The organism is Candidatus Paracaedibacter symbiosus, assembly GCF_000757605.1.
Lineage (GTDB): Bacteria > Pseudomonadota > Alphaproteobacteria > Paracaedibacterales > Paracaedibacteraceae > Paracaedibacter_A > Paracaedibacter_A symbiosus.
In genome coordinates, this window is sequence record NZ_JQAK01000001.1 from 1099432 (window position 1) to 1117002 (window position 17571).

Genomic DNA, 17571 nt, shown 5'->3' on the forward strand with positions numbered 1-17571 from the left:
CCACCGTAGCGGCAGGTAATAGTAGATGCGCCAAATTATTTGACGCACCTTTAAGTATTTTAACGTATTAAAAAATAAGGAAAAGCGAGCTAACATAAGCTCTGGCCAATTTGAATGGTTGTTTTTGCCACCTCTATCACTTCATCCAAGGGAATCGGAGCGTCTTCTTTTCCAAGAACCGCTTTGCAAAATGCCTCTACCAGATTCTTTTGCCCCTTATCAGGTGTAAAGGACCACATCTTTTTAAAACCAGGCCAGCCATACCCCTTTAGGGCTCTAAAGTTATCAAGCTGTAAGATTTTTCCAGCACAAAAAACTTCTATACGCTCCTTGGCAAAGGATTTATGCCCATTGGCAAGATAATGAATTGTTGCTTGAGAGCCATCTTCAAAAGTAAGGGAAATAGTCGCACAATCACTTTGAGAAAGTTGCTTATTTGGCAGAGCATTGACAGAAAAATTGATGATTTTTCGACCAATGAAAAAACGAGCCAAGTCAATAAAGTGGCACGCTTCACCAACCAAACGACCTCCACCAATTTCAAGATCTTGTGTCCAATGATCGGCCGGAATAAATCCCGCATTTATAGTCATAATTAATGTTTTAGGAGCCGGCTCTCTGTCTAATAAACTTTTCATCTTCTGACTAAACGGAGAAAAGCGACGATTAAATCCTACTGTTAACAGAGGAACTGTTTTCTTGCTTGCTAACATACGGGCATAATAGGATTCAATTGCATCAACTTCATCTAATCTCAAGGCAAAAGGTTTTTCTACAAACACATGCTTTCCAGCTTCCAGACACTTTAAAACATAAGAAGCATGAGTATTATGACGTGTGGCCACGACAACAGAATTTATTTCTGACGAAGTGATCACCTCTTCAGCTGAGGACGTACTAAACCTAAAACCGAATTTCTTGGCCGCATGGGCGGCACTGACCCCCCCGAAAGAGCAAACCGTGTGCATCTTGGTTGCTTGCTGTTTAAAGTAAGGCAACAGGATACGCTGAGCATAATTGCCCACACCAATAACTCCAACCTGAATAGCCGAAGCTTTTGACAGGTCGACCGCATAGGAAATTGTCTGGGATTTAGATACCTTTGTTTCAGATTCTGAAAATTTTAACAGAACGCCAAGAGTAGTTTGTCCTTTGGCGACTAACTCATAAGCTTGGGCGGCTTCGTCCACAGAAAAGACATGGCTGATAAGATCATCAACAACTATTTTTCCTAAAGACACCATATCCAAAAATGCTTGCATATTGCGTTGGGAAGTCCAACGGACAAATGGTTTTGGATAATCATTTCCCTTTTCTTCATAAACTGGATCATACCGTCCAGGTCCATAGGAACATGAGACTTGAAATGAAATTTCTTTTTCATAAAAATCCGCCCGGGATAATTTAAGACCCGTGACCCCGACAAGAATAATACGCCCTCGCTTACGGCAAACCTGGGCGGCATTGTGAATCGGTTCATCTTTATCAGTCGATAAGGTCATTAAAATGCCATCACACTCTTCCCCATTATTGGCATGAAGAATAGCCTGAACAACATCACTGACTTTAGCAGCATTGATTGTTTTTGCTTGATATTGGGCAGCTTGTTCTAGCTTTTTCTCATCAAAATCAATCGCAATAACTTTGCAGCCGCTAGCTCGCAACAGTTGAACAGTTAATAAGCCCACAAGGCCGAGCCCCATCACAACAAACGTTTCACCAAGGGTGGGCCGCGCAAGCCTTACCCCTTGAAGGGCAATAGCGCCCATAACAGTAAACGCTGCCTGTTGATCAGAGACATTGTCAGGAATCTTACAGCAAAGATTAGGGGAAACGCCAACGATTTCAGCATGCGCCCCATTGGAAGCCACCCGCTCTCCTACCTTAAAAGAATGCTGGTTTGATGACTTTAACACAATCCCCACATTGCAATATCCCAAGGGCAATGGTTGCTCTAATTTTGCCTGAACAGATTCATAGGTCGCGATAATGCCATCTGTCTTAACTTTGTTTAAAACCATCCGTACCTTATCAGGTTGCTTTCTGATTTTCCCAATTATACTTGAGCGTCCAAAATCCACCGCCATTTTTTCTGTACCAATGGAGATAAGCGTATTAAGAGTCTGAATTAGAACAGTCCCTGCCGAAGATCCAGGCGCTGGCACATCCTCTACATATGTTTGCCCATTTTTAAGATTTTGTAGAATTTGCTTCATTTAGCTTTCCTGTCAATAGACTGTATAAAAAATTGATACCTATAATAATGAAAACAATAACCGCCCAAACAACCATCCCATATCCCGCATATAAGGAGCTTTTTAAAGTATCAATACTTAAATAAACAAAGAAGATACAGATAATAGCTTGAAAAAGGATTTTATAATCCTCAGCAGCAATTTTCGATATTAGCCCCCAAATACCTCCTAATAATAGACCAACTAATCCTGATACTAAGAAGGCACTTAAAAGACCAGCACGGCTAAAAATACTGTATTGAAAAGGAACCACAGAAGCGCCCCCATCAGCAGCAAAATTGCCATTTAAGAATCTCCAAAGAAATTTACCTTCGTTGAAAGAATTTTTAAAGGGGAAAAAGTATGTCCAATCCAATCCAATAAACGGATGGAGGTCAGGGAAGATCTCAACATAATAAGCATTTGTAATTGAAGAGCGATTCACTAACGCTAAAATTGGATATAATTTCTTTAATAGTTCCCCGTCAAAATACATTCTCGTCTGTGCATGTTGTTTTTTTGATAGAGTTTTTGATTTTTCTAAAAGCCCCTTATTGTTTTGATAAATTTTATCTAAATCATTAATGCTGGTTTTTTCTTCTTCACTCCTATCAATTTTCTTTGGTACCTGATATTCAAATTTTATCTCTGGTGTTAAATATTTTGAGGGAAGAATTGTTAAAAGGGAAAACACTATCCCAGAAGAAGTAATCAAAAAATGTTTTTAAAACAGATAATCTTTCTTTCCTTTAAAAATTTAAAAGGAATAGAAAAATATAAATAATAAAGGGTATTTTTTTGTAATGTTAATAAAGAAATTAGAAAAAGAAGCGATCCGATAAGAAACTTTCTTTTTTTATTTTCTTCTTGTAGGTACAGATAACCAGAAAAAACGGGGATAAAGGAGTAAAAAACAACCCAGAAAAACGGTGAAGTGGTAGCATTAAATAAGAGAAATCTAGCGGAGATATGGGTATTATAATTTGTAAAAGCATAAATTAAATTATGTAATCCCACAATATTATTAAAACTATAAATAACATACATATAGGCTAAAAAAGTCAGAAAATATATAACAAGGTTATTAACTCTCTTTTCCAATGGAATTTTTTTTAATAGTTCCTCTAGCTTAGAAAGCTTACTAATAAATTTATTAGCAAAAAAGAAAAACATTGATAAAAGGAGAGGACAAAGAATAGATAATCCAATCAATATATAACGTTTATGAGGGGAGTCAATAACTGGCCGCGCCACCCCGCACATATATTCATACATTGCTAAGTACTCTTGGTTATCAAAGATAAGAAAAAGGATGCCCAAGAGTGATAATATAAAGTAAGTAATTAGATATAAATAAATAGGCATATTAAAGCTTTTCCAATATTTTTTTAACATGAATACCCCAAGTATAATGAGATATTGCATAGCTTCTTGTTTCTTCAAAATGAGACGATAAAGATCTATAGATTAGGGCCATTTCTAATATTTTCTCTTTTAAATGCTGTTTATTACTGGGTTCAAAGAGCATTATACCATCATAGTTTCTCTTAAGCTTTAAATCAGCTAAAATTTCGCCTTGTTGATCTAAATCAGAAGCGATAATTGGCTTGGCCATAGCCATATACTCAAAAAGTTTTGTAGGAGAGCCAAAAAACTTTTTCCCATCCGGTTGCGAAGTATGAGGAGATAAAAATACATCTGACATTGCAAGATACGATATAGCATGATCTTGTTGAATCAACCCTGTTAACACGAGATATTTATTTAGGCCAGGTGTTTGAGAAAGTATTTCCTTAACAGCTGACATCATCAAGCCATCACCAATTAGCAGGAATTTTAGATTATGTTGCTTGAGAAAACCTTCATTTTCTACATATAGGTCACGAATTGCTTCTACCAGAAAATCCACGCCATGCCATTTTCCAAAAGTACCAATAAAAGTAAAGACTAAATCTTTTTCAGATAGGCTAATTGATTGTCTTAATTCCTGCAAATCATTCGCCATAAACCGAGCAGAATCGTAATTTTCTGTATCTACACAATTAGGATACATTACAATTTTTTCAGGAGATATTCCATTCTGAATTAATTCTTCTCGTAAAGGCTCTGATATTGTTATAATTAAATCTGCACATCTTAAATTAGTGATTTCAATTTTTTGAGAAAAACGTTCAAAAATAAGGGGCTTCCCCCAATTCCTATATATTCGAACTTCGGAACCATTGTATTCTAAGATAAAAGGAAGCTTATTTCTTCTTGAATATTTTAGAGCAGAAAGGCTGTTTAGACTTATTCTATTATAAACAAATGAATATTTATCTGAATTATATTTTTTAAGTTGCTTGGTGTAAAAATAATCAAACAAACAAGCATTTGTTTCTTCCAGAAGCGAGGAATTTTTCAAAGGTATAATTGGCAGTTTCTGATTGCTCTTTATATATTCATCGAGCCCTCCGTAAGTAACGAGATAGTCATTTTTTTCTAAGCCACTTATTACTCCCTTAACATGTCCAACTGATCCCCCAGCATTAACAGAAATCCAAAAATTAGACTTCAAATAAAGAGCTTTTTTTGCAATTTTACCTATTTTTTTCTTCTCAAGAGGATAATAAAAAAAGCAGGTAATATAAGAGAAAAATAATAGAAAAGCTCCCCATAAAGTTAACAGACATGATTTCAATATAGGAATTAATGCTGTCAATTTGTTATAACTTTTTTTATTTCCCAACTCATCAATCAGGTCAGCCTTGAAAGAAGGGGAAAGCATAAAAACAAAAAGCATCACATTGGTAAAAATTTTTTCATTTTGAGCATTGGCGTAAAGTAATACTCTTCCAGAAATGGAAAATATAAACTTCAAAACATCGGCAATTTTGTTCTTCGAAATTTCTTGAAGGGATATAACATCTTTAACATTATATTGCTTCATTATTTCAACTTTTTCCATCATTGTTTTGCTATAAATGGTAAGGGCAATTGTATACACGATAACCTCTTAACTCCTTTTAATGTGCTTAGACCCTGGGGGGGATATATTCCTAAAAAATTCTTTAAGTAAGAAGGCCCCATACATAATAGACCATACAGAAATGGTATAAAAAAATAACTTAATAAGCCCCACAATTCCCAATGGACCAGAAGAATATTGTGTTAATAATACAAGGTATATTAAGCTAAAAGCTGGTGCTATTATCGAAATAAGGGGCATTTTAAGAGCGGTGATAAAAGGGGCAATACTTGATAAAAAAACCATACCATAACAAATGGGGATCATTTTTTTAAAATAAACGCCACAAATACGGTTTTTTTCCCCATAGAGTAGAGCAAATACATCCTCCATCCATAAGTAAAACGTTAAGACGCCTATACTTAAAATGAGGAGATTAATAAAGACAAGTTTGAATGTACCTTCTAAGGTTGCTTTATTGCTTTCTTGAGCGATAAATTCAGGCGTAAAGATCAGAGAAATAGACGAAAAAATAACGGTTACATAACTAATATGAGAAAAAGATAAAATAAATTGACCTAAATCCTTTTGAGTTATTATCAGAATTTTTTCTTGGTTTTTAGCAAAATAAATAGCATACCAAAAAATGAGGGATGCTAGGGTACATGATAGGTAAGATTTTAAGGAAACAGCTAGGTTTTTTACTAAAAAGTCTAGTGAGCCTCGCCTGTATTTGAAATCTATCTTTCCAAAAAAGAAATGATTACTGCATAAAACAAAAAATTTACAGGAATATAAATTATATATACCGATAGCAAATCAGAGCTTATACCTTGGCTGAGAAACAGTACCAAACATAAAATTAAATTTTTAATAATTTCTAGAGTATTAAATAATCTTGTTTTACCAATAGCAGTGTAAGCACTTGTAAAAAATATAGAAAATAAAGAAAAAATAATTGAAAAAGTGGTAAATATACTCACAATAGATAAAACTGAGAAAACTCCCATCCATATAATATAAAAAATTATAGCTGTTAACGTCAAATAAATGGATAAATTCAGATAATCTTCTACTTTATCTCGACCTTTTCCCAAGATGAGAAGCGCTGAAGTATGAAGCCCGAAATTAAAAATTTGTGCCACTAAAGTAGCATCGTTAGTAATAATACCAAACGTGCCTCTTTCCTCAATAGATAGTAGACGGGTAATAAAAACGGCGATACCAAAATTGAATAAAATGCTAACTATTCTAAGTAATGAATCTTTATAAGCTCTGATAAACATATAATTTCTACTCTGGAGTAATATACAAGGTAAAACTCTGGTGAGAGTCAACTTTGAAAATAAGAGTTTGCCTTTTTACTCTTACTCCATAACTTTTTGACACCCAAGAGTCTTTAATTTCAAAAATTTCCTGAGAGTTTTTAAACAATAAATGGTAAAACTTATTGTTTTTTTTCACCCTTATCTTATTGTTTTCTTGAATTATTATTACATTTTCATCCAAATGGAAAGGGATAAATACAGAACATAATTGGGGGGAGTCAAAACTGTCTTCAATTTTCAAAGTAGAAGTCGTTTTTTCTAAACTAATTTCTCGTCTCACTGTTAAGGATGGCTCTAATTTTTTATAGCCAAAATGCTCACCCTTAAAAATAAGATGATTTTCTGTTTCCTGCCATAAAAGGCACTCTGGCTTGGCCTCATCCACTAAAGACCATATTAACTTTGTTCCCGGCATTGTATTAATTTCTTTGCCTGGAATATAGGGGGTATTATGCGCCGCTGTTGAACGAAAATAATTTCGTGCTTGATAGTCTGCTGTATAAATATAGGCGCCTGAATCGGTAATTAGTTTTTCCCCCTTTAATACCGCTTCAAACGAGAGGGCGTCATTATGACTATGCCCTCCTCTACCTCCCAAGCCAAGCGATGCACAGTTAATAAAAATATGATTATCCTGATGACGCATAATATAATAGCCGGCGGTCGGATAACTCTTTGATCTTAACATTTCGTTAGAAACGGTTTTGAAATTTAATTGCTCACGCGGTAACAAATTCCAAAAAATTTCAGTTCTATCAGGACTATGGTTGCCAGATAGGGCAGAAAGATTAAGTCCGTAGGTATTTAGATCGGTAAGATATCGATGATCATTAAGATCTTGACAGCCAAAAGGTAAAATACGACCATCATCATTATCTCCGACCAGCGGGCAAGACCCGTCAGGTTGCGAATAATGTGCCGCAAAATCTGCCGCTTTTATTAAAGCCTCTTTATAAAAATGGGGAATTTTTACCCCATTTAAAGACGCATATCGAGCACTAAAATAAAATATTTCAAACACAAGCCGATGATAGGGAATCGATCCCTCATAATCTACGCCATCCGCATATATCTGCTTTTTTATTTCTTCCGTTAAAATAGACCAGCCAAGACCCATCCACTTTTGTGCACTTTTATGCTCAAGACCAAAGAAAATTCCCGCAAATACTAAGCCCATCGCATCAGCAATATAGTGATTGCCATTAATATCAGACTTTTCTAAATGCCGTACTGTAAAATTGGCGTGAAAATAGATGTTCCTTATAAAGTTTTGTTGAAAATTCTTATCTTGCCAAGCAGTAGACTTTTTAAAAACATGAAAAAACCACGAAAAAACCACAATTCGGATTCCTACTTCCATGGTACATGCCCAATTGACGCCTTTTGTAAACGGGTTCTTTTTTATCCAGTCTTCAATAAGGTCTTTTGATTTTTGGGCATATTTTTCATCGCCAGTTAACATATAAGCTTGGCCTAAAGGAAGCATCCATTGCATCCTGGAAATTTCCCATGGGATTTTTACATCACTTGGCTGCTCAAAATTAACGTAATCAATCCCTCTAAAATACGACTTGGGCCAAGTTTTCCCTGTTTTATAATCTTTGCCCCAATCGATATCATCTCCTAAAAAAGCATCTTTCAACCCCAAAAGCGTCACTTGATGGTTCAAAGCTTTATTGGCATTTTGAAAAATAGTAGTGGCCAAAGCTCCAGTGGCAGATTCAAACTCTTTAAGTTCGACGCGCGTCGTGAGCGTACAAAATTCTTTTTGCGATAATTTTTGCCATAAGTCCTGTATATCACCGGTTCCAAATTGCCTGAAGATTTTCTTATTGGAGATGATAGAGGGTAGTAATGGCTCCCAAAATCGCGCCAACTCTGCTTTTGCTTCATATAAGAGGCGCCATAAAATATAATGAAGCGGTTTTTTTAGAATCCGCCTTATACGCTCTATAAACATTAACTATTCTTTCCTTCAATCCAATAGTCATACCAGGAAGTAAGATTAAAAATTGTCCAGATATATAAGGAATTATCTCGCCGTTGCGAGCGATGGTGGGCAAAAAGATTTTTAATATAATCTTTATTAAAGAATCCCCGCTGGAGTAAAGGTGATTGCATAATGGCATCTTCAACAGTTTTGCCGAAAGATTCATTGAGCCACTGGCTCATAGGAGCCCCAAAGCCCATTTTTTTACGGTAAATAATATTATCGGGAATAATTCCTTCCACCGCTTTTTTGAGAATATATTTGGGCACATTATTTTTAACCTTATATTCCATAGGAATATTGTAGGAAAATTCAACGAGCTTATGATCAAGAAAGGGAACGCGCGCCTCCAATGATTGAGACATTGTAATTTTGTCTACCCGCATGAGAAGAAGTTCTGGCAATCTTAACTGGAACTCATTATAAATCATGCGCGAAAGAATATCGTGATTAGGTCTTTTTTGCTGTAAGGCATCCTTAAACGACTTAATAACCGAAAAAGTATCTAATTGCGAAATTTTACCAAGCCCCAGAGAATCTAGCTTAGTATTATGCCCCGCCTCAATAAAAGGTTGAAAGGCATCTTTGTTAACAAGCTGTTTTTTGAGTGTATCCCAAAAGACCGTTGCCCCGCTCCAAAAATGCTCCCGATCATTATAAGCCCGGCTAATGATGTCAGCATACACTTCTAATTTAGGATGAATCCCAGAAGCCGCTATAGCCGTTTTAGAAAGAGCGCCCTGAACAAATTTGGGCAACCTTCTAAAAGAAGTCCAATATTTTTTGTAAAGATCCAAGTATCCCATATAAGAAGCGTAACCAGAAAACTGCTCATCTGAGCCTTCACCTACCTGGATCACCGTCATGCCAGAATCTTTGGCAAGTTTTGAGACAAAGTAAAGCGGAATACAAACCCAATCAGCTAGAGGTTCATCTTGAGAATGAACCAAATTTTGCAAATAAGATTCCATATCTTTACGATCGATCAGAATTTCATGGTGGTCAGTTTTAAACTCTTTGGCAATCTGCTTTGCATAATCAAGTTCATTTAAATGCTTATAATCTTTAAATCCAACAGTAAATGTCCTTACAGGCGCTGAAGAATATCGACTCATCAAGGCGGCATTAACCGAAGAATCGATCCCCCCTGATAAAAAGACACCCATCGGCACATCAGCCATCATTCGGTCCTCAACGGACTTAATAAGCCGCGATCTTATTTCGTTAATAAGGTACGACTCACCTTCTGTTTCTAAGCGAGATTGGAATTCACTCATGTCTACGGAGGTTGTTGAGGTTACGTTCCAATAACGATGAGTGTTAAAATTCCCATGATTGTCCATCTCAATATAATGACCCGCTGGTAACTTATAGATCCCTTCAAACATTGTCATCGGGGCAGGCGTAGTCAAAAATGATAAATAATGATACATAGCGACTGGGTTTACATCACGCGGCATCTGTGGATGCTTTAATAATGCTTTAATTTCAGAAGCAAAAACTAAGCCTGGTCCAACAAAGGAGAAATACAGGGGTTTTACCCCCATACGATCGCGCAAAGCATATAATTTTTGAGTACGGCCACACCAAATAGCAAAGGCATAGTCACCTTCAATACGATGCGCAAGTCCTTCGATACCCCATTCTTCAAAGCCATGCACCAACACTTCTGTATCTGAGTGATCGGTCCTAAAGGTATGACCTTTAGATTTTAACTCTTCGCGTAAAGATAAATGATTATATATCTCACCATTAAAAGTAACCCAAATCATGCCATCTTCGTTGCACATGGGCTGATCAGCTGTTGTGTTTAAGTCAATAATAGATAAGCGACGATGCCCTAAAAGAACACGCGCGCAAGGTGATCTCCAACTTCCACCTCCATCGGGGCCCCGATGGAACATTTCATCACGCATTTTGTGAAATTGATCATCTGTTAAAGAAATCTCACTATTAGGGCTATAGATTCCGACAATACCACACATCGTTTATATTTTATCCTTTTGAATTTGGTCTTCAACACAGAGGCTGATATGGGTTGCAAGGACTTGGTCCTCTAAGCTAATAGGCCATTCCCTTCCTTGAGTAAAGCAAGAGATGAATGCCTTCATTTCTTCTTTATGCCCTTTATCCGGAGAGGATGCTGTATAAAGCTCCTGCTTTTTCGTCTCATATTTTTCTAGTTTTTTATAATCATCCATATAATATACTTTTCCATCGACATAGAGGTCCATTCTTTCTTTAGGAAAAATCTTAGATCCTTGAGACGTATAGGTAAGAGTTGCCACAGAGCCATCTTCATAACGAATAGTAGCCACAAAATTATCATTCTTCACCCATTGCTCAGAATTAGGTCCCACCGCGTGCGCCGAAATTGAAAGAGGTCGGGATCCTGTCAAGTAGCTAAAAATATCGTAGATATGGCAGGCCTCTCCAATATTACGGCCCGCCCCTTCGTGAGTTTGAACCCAATGATCTTTGGGAATAAAACCCGCATTCATCCTATAATTAATGATCAAGGGGGTTTGCCGTTCTTTAAGGTGCTGCTTCAACATCACCATGACCGGAGAAAAACGACGATTGAAGCCTGTCATTAAGAGCGGAAAACTTTTTCTTTCTTTAAAGAAATTCTTAATTTGTTGAAGCTGTGTGTGAGTTGTAGCTAATGGTTTTTCAACAAAGGTTGCTTTCCCTGCCTCTAGAGCTTTAAGAACCTGGCTCGCATGAAGATTATGTGGACTTGAAATTAAAACAGCATCAACCTTGTCATCTGTTAAAATTTTTTCATAATCTGTCGTCGCATAAGTTGCTTGATACTGTTGAGCAATAGCAGTGGCCGTTGTCCCTGTACGGCTCATAACCGCATGAATACCACATTCTTTTATCCGAGTAATATTAGGTAGATGGACAGATTGTGTAAAAGAACTAGCCCCCACAATCGCTAAACGCATCCCCTCCCTTACCGGGTTTAATAAAGCAACACTTGATTGCAATCTTTCTTCTTCTGATCGAGGATAGGTTAAAAAAGCTGCTAAAGGACTTGTTTCACCCTGTCCTAATGCTTGATAGGCCTGTTTAACCTCATCAATACCAAATACATTGTCTCCTGGGATTTCAATTTTTCCTTGAGAGATTAAGGAAAGATATGCACTCATATTTCTATTCTCTGTCCAACGAACATAAGGAAGAGGATAGTCGTGCCCCTCCATTTCGTAATAAGGATCATAACGACCCGGACCATAAGAACAAGAAATGAGAAAATCGATTTCTTTTTGATAAAAATCTTCCCGGCGTAACCCTAGCCCAACATCGCCCACCAAAACAATCCGACCCTTACGACGGGTGGCTAAAGCCGATTGATGGACAATCACATCCGAAGGAGAAGCAGCGGTAATAATCACACCATCTGCGCCATATCCATCTGTATAATGTCTTACTTTCTCGTCATACTCCCCCTTAAGAGGATTAAGAACCACGTCAGCACCAATTGTTTGCGCGTACTTTAGACGTTGGTCATTTACATCCACAGCAATAACTTGACACCCATTGGCTTTTAAAATCTGTGTCGTGATAGCTCCCAGAATCCCCATCCCTAAAACAACGACTGTTTCTCCTAAAAGAGGATTAAATCGTCGTACTCCTTGCATGGCGATCGCGCCCAACGTCACTGTAGAGGCAGAGAGCTGATCGACGCCAGCCGGGATTTTAACCGCCAAATTTACCGGCACATTAATGACTTCTGCGTGATTTGCAATCCCAGCACCCGCACAAGCAACAGCATCACCAACGCTGAACCCACTTACTTCAGCCCCCACGGCCACTACACGTCCTGCCGCAGAATAGCCAGAAGGTGACCCAAAATCTAACTTTCCCTTAACTTTAGCCACAGTTGCAGCCAGTCCATTATCTTTAATCGATTGTAATACTTTTCTAACGTTATCAGGTTGTTTAAGAGCCCGTTTATATAAAGGCATGGCTGATAATTGCACACTCTTCATCTCTGTCCCCACAGAGATACAAGAATAATCAACACTCACTAAGATTGATTTGCTGTCAACAAAGGGAGCGGGAACGTCCACAATTTTAGCGCTGCCCGCGTTAATAACGACCTGTTTCATGAATTTAATAGCCCTTGAAAATCTAGAATCATTGGGTGGTGGACTAATTTTTGTTTTCCCGAAACAAATAATTGATGCCCCACGAGGATAACAGCCACAGGCGATTCTAAAGCCTCATCAAAAGTTTTTAATTGAATATTATTAAGGCTTTTTAAAGCGAGTGGCAGCTCTTCTATATGAGGCTCAACGACATAAACTTGATGGTCAGGATTATTCTCAGCATAATTTTTCACAATATCCATAGCAGGACTTTCTCTCAAGTCATCAATATCCGCCTTAAAAGAAAGTCCAAAAAAGGACACTGTTTGGGAAGATGTTTGGCGCATGACATCGTGAACTTTATGAAGGACAAAATGGGGCTTATAGTCATTTACTTCCCGCGCCATTCGTACCATTTTGGCGATGTCTGGTGTTTTATGATAAATAAACCATGGATCTACGGCAATACAGTGTCCTCCGACTCCTGGGCCTGGCTGAAGGATATTTACACGGGGGTGCCGATTGGCAAGGCTAATTAGTTCCCATACATTAATCCCTAATTTATCGCAAATCATACTTAATTCATTAGCAAAAGCAATATTAACATCTCGGAAAGAATTCTCTGTTAGTTTTGCCATTTCTGCTGTTTCTGCTGTCGTTTGCAAACACTGACCTTTAACAAAATTTTGATAAACTAAAGCAGCTTTTTGGGCGCACTCAGGTGTCATTCCCCCAATAACGCGATCATTGGAAACAAGCTCTTCTAAAGTCTTCCCCGGCAAAATCCTTTCAGGACAATAGGCTAAGCGCACACAAGGATAACTGTCTTGATGAGGGAATTTCAAATCAGCCCGCACTCTAGATAAAAGCTCAGAAATACGTCGCGTTGTTCCAACGGGCGAAGTAGATTCAATAATAACAAGATCCCCTTTTTTTAAAACAGGGGCAATGGAGTTAGCCGCTGCCTCTACATAACTTATATCGGGTACAAAGTTATCTTTAAAGGGGGTAGGAACCGCAATAATATAGACATCTGAGGTTTTTTCAACTTTATCAAATGCTGCAAAAGTTTTATTAGCCACAACTTCTTGTAATAGCCCTTCTAACCCTGGTTCAACAATATGCATTTCACCACGGTTAATCTTCTTTACAACGTCTTGATTAATATCTATTCCGGTTACACTATTCCCATGCTTTGCAAACATGCAAGCAGTTGGTAAGCCTATATATCCTAGACCGAGTATCGTGATTTCTATCATAGCTGCGTCCTACCCTTTAAAAAATTTCCGTAGTTAAAATATTACAAATTTGCTGTGAGGCCGTTCCATCTCCATAGGGGTTCTTAGCTTTTGCCATTTTAGAGTAAGCACTTTGGTCTTCTAGCAAAATATTTATTTGCGAAATAATTTTTTGGCGATCAGTCCCCACAAGAATGGCTGTCCCCGCCTCGACGGCTTCGGGACGTTCGGTTGTATCTCGCGTAACAAGAACAGGTTTTCCAAGAGCTGGGGCTTCTTCTTGGATTCCTCCAGAGTCGGTTATAATAAGGTGAGACTTTCCAATTAAGTAAACAAAAGATTCATAATCTAAGGGGTCAATTAAATGCACGTTTGCAAGGCCGTTTAAAATATTAGCAACGCAAGACTGAACATGGGGATTTAAGTGAACAGGGTAAACAATTTGAACGTCTTTGCTCAGAGCGATTTCTCGGAGCGCATGGCAAACATTTTCGAAAGCTTTACCAAAATTTTCTCGTCGATGACCTGTCACGAGCAATAGTTTTCTATTTTCATCAATGAAATGGAATTTATTATTGAAATGATCCTGGCGAGAATCTTGACTTACAGCCTGGTGGATTTGTTGCAAGGCATCAATCACCGTATTGCCCGTGATAAAGATTTTATCTTCGCTAATGCCTTCGGAAATCAAATTTTGTTTCGCTTTAAGCGTTGGAGCAAAATGAAATCGGCTAATTTTCCCAACACATTGCCGATTAATTTCTTCTGGCCAAGGTGAATAGATATCATACGTTCTCAGTCCTGCCTCCACATGCCCTACATCCACTTTATTATAAAAGGCGGCAAGCGATGTCGCCAGGGTGGTGGTTGTATCACCATGAACTAAAACGCAATCTGGTTGAAATTCTTGGATCACTCTAGAAACACCAGAAATAATACTGCCTGTTAAATCAGATAAATTCTGATTTGGTTTCATGACCTCTAAATCAAAATCAGGCTTAATTTCAAAAAGTGTTAACACTTGATGGAGCATTTCCTTGTGCTGGCCTGTTACACAGATGGCTAAGTTGAAGGAGCCATCATTTTTTAGAACATTGATAAGGGGAGAAAGCTTAATCGCCTCTGGCCGCGTGCCAAAAACGCATAAAATTTTTTTTTCATCATGAGATCTTTAATATCTTACGGAAGATTAATAAATTTTTTATAATTGATAATAGGTTGTACATTATTTATCACGCTATCGTCAAGTCGTTACTCCTTTAAAGTCGCAGAAAACTTGATTAAACAACACCAATTCTGTTAAAAAAGCTGAGAAAGGTCACAAATAAGAGGCGATAGTCGGAGAAGCGGTCCGTCCCCCTTGTTTACTGTCTTTATCGATTCAAATTCTAGGCTCTGTGAACAGTTCTGGATGAGGATGATTATGGCCTTTTTGGCTGCCCAAAATATCACCAACTTTCTTGAACACGAACTGTTCACAGAGCCTCTGGTTCGCTTGATTGAGGGTTTGAGTTGATGCGCCTGTTTAATTAGTGCCAAATACATATTTGGTATTACAAACAAGGGATCATAGAGGAAATCTGCCTTATTGAAAGACAATTTGGCATTGATAATTTTTAAGCTTGACGATTCACAGAAACATTTTTAATTGCCATAAGCTTTTGCCTCAGTGCCACAAACCACTTATTTTCTCTCCCAAAGAAAGATTCACCTTATTGCCTGTTTCTCTCTTTTTTTACTTTACCGCAGTTGATTATTAAATGTTTAGCTCTCAGCATTTATCGGCTGGAATTTACAGATAGATTTTATTTTTAAAAATGTGGAAAATAAAAAATTAATCACCATTATAAGTACTAAGTATAGACTGCACAATCTCACTCTTTTCACTTATTGGGGAAGAAAGCCCCCCATCATACAGGGGGTCATCTCTCTTTTAGTATAAGGGCTGACAATAACATTAAGAAGAAGATAGTTTTTAACTTTGAAAAACGATCAGTATAAACAAAATTACTTTATTTAACCGAGACCCTATTATGCAAAAACTTATTTTTCTATCTCTAGCATATTTATCCTTAAGCACGGCAGTATTTTCTGCGGAGAGATTAACGCCCCAAACTGCGCTTCGCCACCGCTCCAATTCAGCTTCTCTTGTCTCCCAAAATATTGGTGAGACAGCGCAATATTTGGGGCTTCCCCAAGTCCCCTTAGTACATCACTATAATGATTTTAACCCTCCTGAAATAATTTTAGCCATTAAAGGGAAGCTTTCTGAAGGAATTTTGCTTCAAAATCCACAGATAGAAGACATGATGGAAAAAACAGGCGTGAGGGCCCGTGACCCCTTTATGGTGGTAGTACAGGGGTTTTCTCAATTCTTTAATGATTCCGGCGCTGATATAAGTGATCAATCACCTCTTTTGCTTCGACCCATGTATTATTTTTCGCAAAATAAAGCGGCTAGTTATCCCGTAGCTTACAGTGAAAATATTACGCTGAAGGCTGGAATTTTAGGGATTACCTCTGATCTTGCCATTGTGCCCGAGCACCAAACACCCTCTAATCAATTTGGGATTTCTATTCATAATTCAGGGCCGGGGACGAACTGTATTTCCTCTGCCGCCAATATGGCAGTACCTCAACTGCGCTATAACCAATCTACAGCCTTTTACGGATTTTATAAAGGGGTTAATCGGGCAATAATTGGGGATGAAAAAGATTTAAGCTTTCCCGATACTCGAGGCGTCACAGTCCTTCATGTTCTTTTAGATGACATCGATAGGCAGGCACTTAAAAATGCTTTAAACCACGTCAATAACAAGAGCATCGAAGGAGTTAGTGAGGCGATTCAAAGCTTAATGCAGGCGAAGTACAATCTTCTTTCCGAGACTATCGATGCTATGCTTATAGCAGAGATTGAAGAGCCAATGGGTAAAAAAATAAAATTAATTCCCGCCTATACACAAGATGTTCAAACGGTGACAAGAGAAGGGGATAGAACCATTATCCGCACTTCCCCCTCTTTATATAGTTATCAAGTGTTGGGTCAAGTATTGCCAGTTAAACCGCTTTCAACGGTTAGGCTTTCATATGATATTGATATCAAAGTCGGTGGTGTGGGATTGGGTCTGCTGAACCAATATAAAAGTTTCATTAAGGGGTCGCAAGCTGTATACACTTCAACAGGGAAACAGCAAAGCTCCATCGAATTTGTTATCCCACATGATGTCACGTCTATGCAACCACTGATCTATAATAACTCTTATGCTTCCTCAGAGTTTTGTATTGATTCTTTTGTAATGAAAGTATTATCTACAGAAAAATTAATTTTCGACTATATATACGAAGCTCAAACGGTAAACAGGGAAGAGAATAGAACCTTTGTCCGCACTTCCTCCGGAGTATACCCTTATCAAGTGGCGAGTCAAATATTGCCTGTTGAACCGCTTTCAACGGTTAAGCTTTCGTATAATATGGATATCGAAGTGGGTTGTGTAGCACTTGGTGTGTTGGATCAACATAAAGCATGGATAAATGGGGCGGAGCACGCTATACTTAATAACCGTACCCCTCCGCAAGGCTCTATCAAGTTCTCTGTTCCAAATAATGTAACGTCTATTCAAGCACTTATCTATAATAACTATGCTGAGCCGTCAGAGTTTTGGATTAATTCTTTGGAATTTGAAGTATTGTCCTTTAACTAGATTTTTAAATATAATGCTGCAATTTTAAGAGAATGT

General features: G+C 37.8%; 11 protein-coding genes. 1 reads left to right on the top strand and 10 read right to left on the bottom strand.

Annotated elements, in window-relative coordinates; genetic code table 11:
- Positions 1-89: 89 nt before the first annotated feature.
- The 10 genes from IG80_RS0104995 to wecB form a co-directional block, all read right to left on the bottom strand.
- On the bottom strand, positions 90-2216 hold the full coding sequence (locus IG80_RS0104995) for a bi-domain-containing oxidoreductase (protein ID WP_032112814.1): 2127 nt from the start codon (positions 2214-2216) through the stop codon (positions 90-92).
- Positions 2191-2949 carry a hypothetical protein gene (locus tag IG80_RS0105000; protein ID WP_032112815.1) on the bottom strand — a complete coding sequence of 253 codons (759 nt, stop codon included), beginning with the start codon at positions 2947-2949 and terminating at the stop codon, positions 2191-2193. The genes IG80_RS0104995 and IG80_RS0105000 overlap by 26 nt, the downstream gene beginning before the upstream one ends.
- Positions 2946-3629, bottom strand: coding sequence for a hypothetical protein (locus IG80_RS0105005; RefSeq protein ID WP_032112816.1), 684 nt, complete (start codon positions 3627-3629; stop codon positions 2946-2948). Before IG80_RS0105005 ends, IG80_RS0105000 begins: the two co-directional genes overlap by 4 nt.
- On the bottom strand, positions 3601-5220 hold the full coding sequence (locus IG80_RS13155; protein ID WP_052046054.1) for a glycosyltransferase: 1620 nt from the start codon (positions 5218-5220) through the stop codon (positions 3601-3603). The genes IG80_RS0105005 and IG80_RS13155 overlap by 29 nt, the downstream gene beginning before the upstream one ends.
- Before the next feature lie 701 nt (positions 5221-5921).
- Positions 5922-6467 (bottom strand): hypothetical protein, encoded by a 546-nt coding sequence (locus tag IG80_RS0105020; RefSeq protein WP_032112818.1) that lies wholly within the window; start codon positions 6465-6467, stop codon positions 5922-5924.
- A gap of 7 nt (positions 6468-6474) precedes the next feature.
- Entirely contained in the window at positions 6475-8469 is a 1995-nt protein-coding gene (locus IG80_RS0105025) for an alginate lyase family protein (protein WP_032112819.1), read from the bottom strand.
- Complete coding sequence (gene asnB / locus IG80_RS0105030; protein ID WP_032112820.1) at positions 8469-10484, bottom strand: asparagine synthase (glutamine-hydrolyzing); 2016 nt, start codon at positions 10482-10484, stop codon at positions 8469-8471. Before asnB ends, IG80_RS0105025 begins: the two co-directional genes overlap by 1 nt.
- A 3-nt stretch (positions 10485-10487) precedes the next feature.
- Entirely contained in the window at positions 10488-12617 is a 2130-nt protein-coding gene (locus tag IG80_RS0105035) for a bi-domain-containing oxidoreductase (RefSeq protein WP_032112821.1), read from the bottom strand.
- The gene (gene wecC, locus IG80_RS0105040; protein WP_032112822.1) at positions 12614-13855 is read right to left on the bottom strand and encodes a UDP-N-acetyl-D-mannosamine dehydrogenase; all 1242 of its coding nucleotides are present in this window, start codon (positions 13853-13855) and stop codon (positions 12614-12616) included. Before wecC ends, IG80_RS0105035 begins: the two co-directional genes overlap by 4 nt.
- A gap of 16 nt (positions 13856-13871) precedes the next feature.
- Positions 13872-14984 carry a non-hydrolyzing UDP-N-acetylglucosamine 2-epimerase gene (wecB, locus tag IG80_RS0105045; RefSeq protein WP_032112823.1) on the bottom strand — a complete coding sequence of 371 codons (1113 nt, stop codon included), beginning with the start codon at positions 14982-14984 and terminating at the stop codon, positions 13872-13874.
- A gap of 883 nt (positions 14985-15867) precedes the next feature.
- Here wecB and IG80_RS0105050 point away from each other — a divergent pair.
- Positions 15868-17535: a hypothetical protein gene (locus tag IG80_RS0105050; RefSeq protein WP_032112824.1), complete on the top strand. Its 1668-nt coding sequence runs from the start codon at positions 15868-15870 to the stop codon at positions 17533-17535.
- Positions 17536-17571 lie beyond the last annotated feature (36 nt).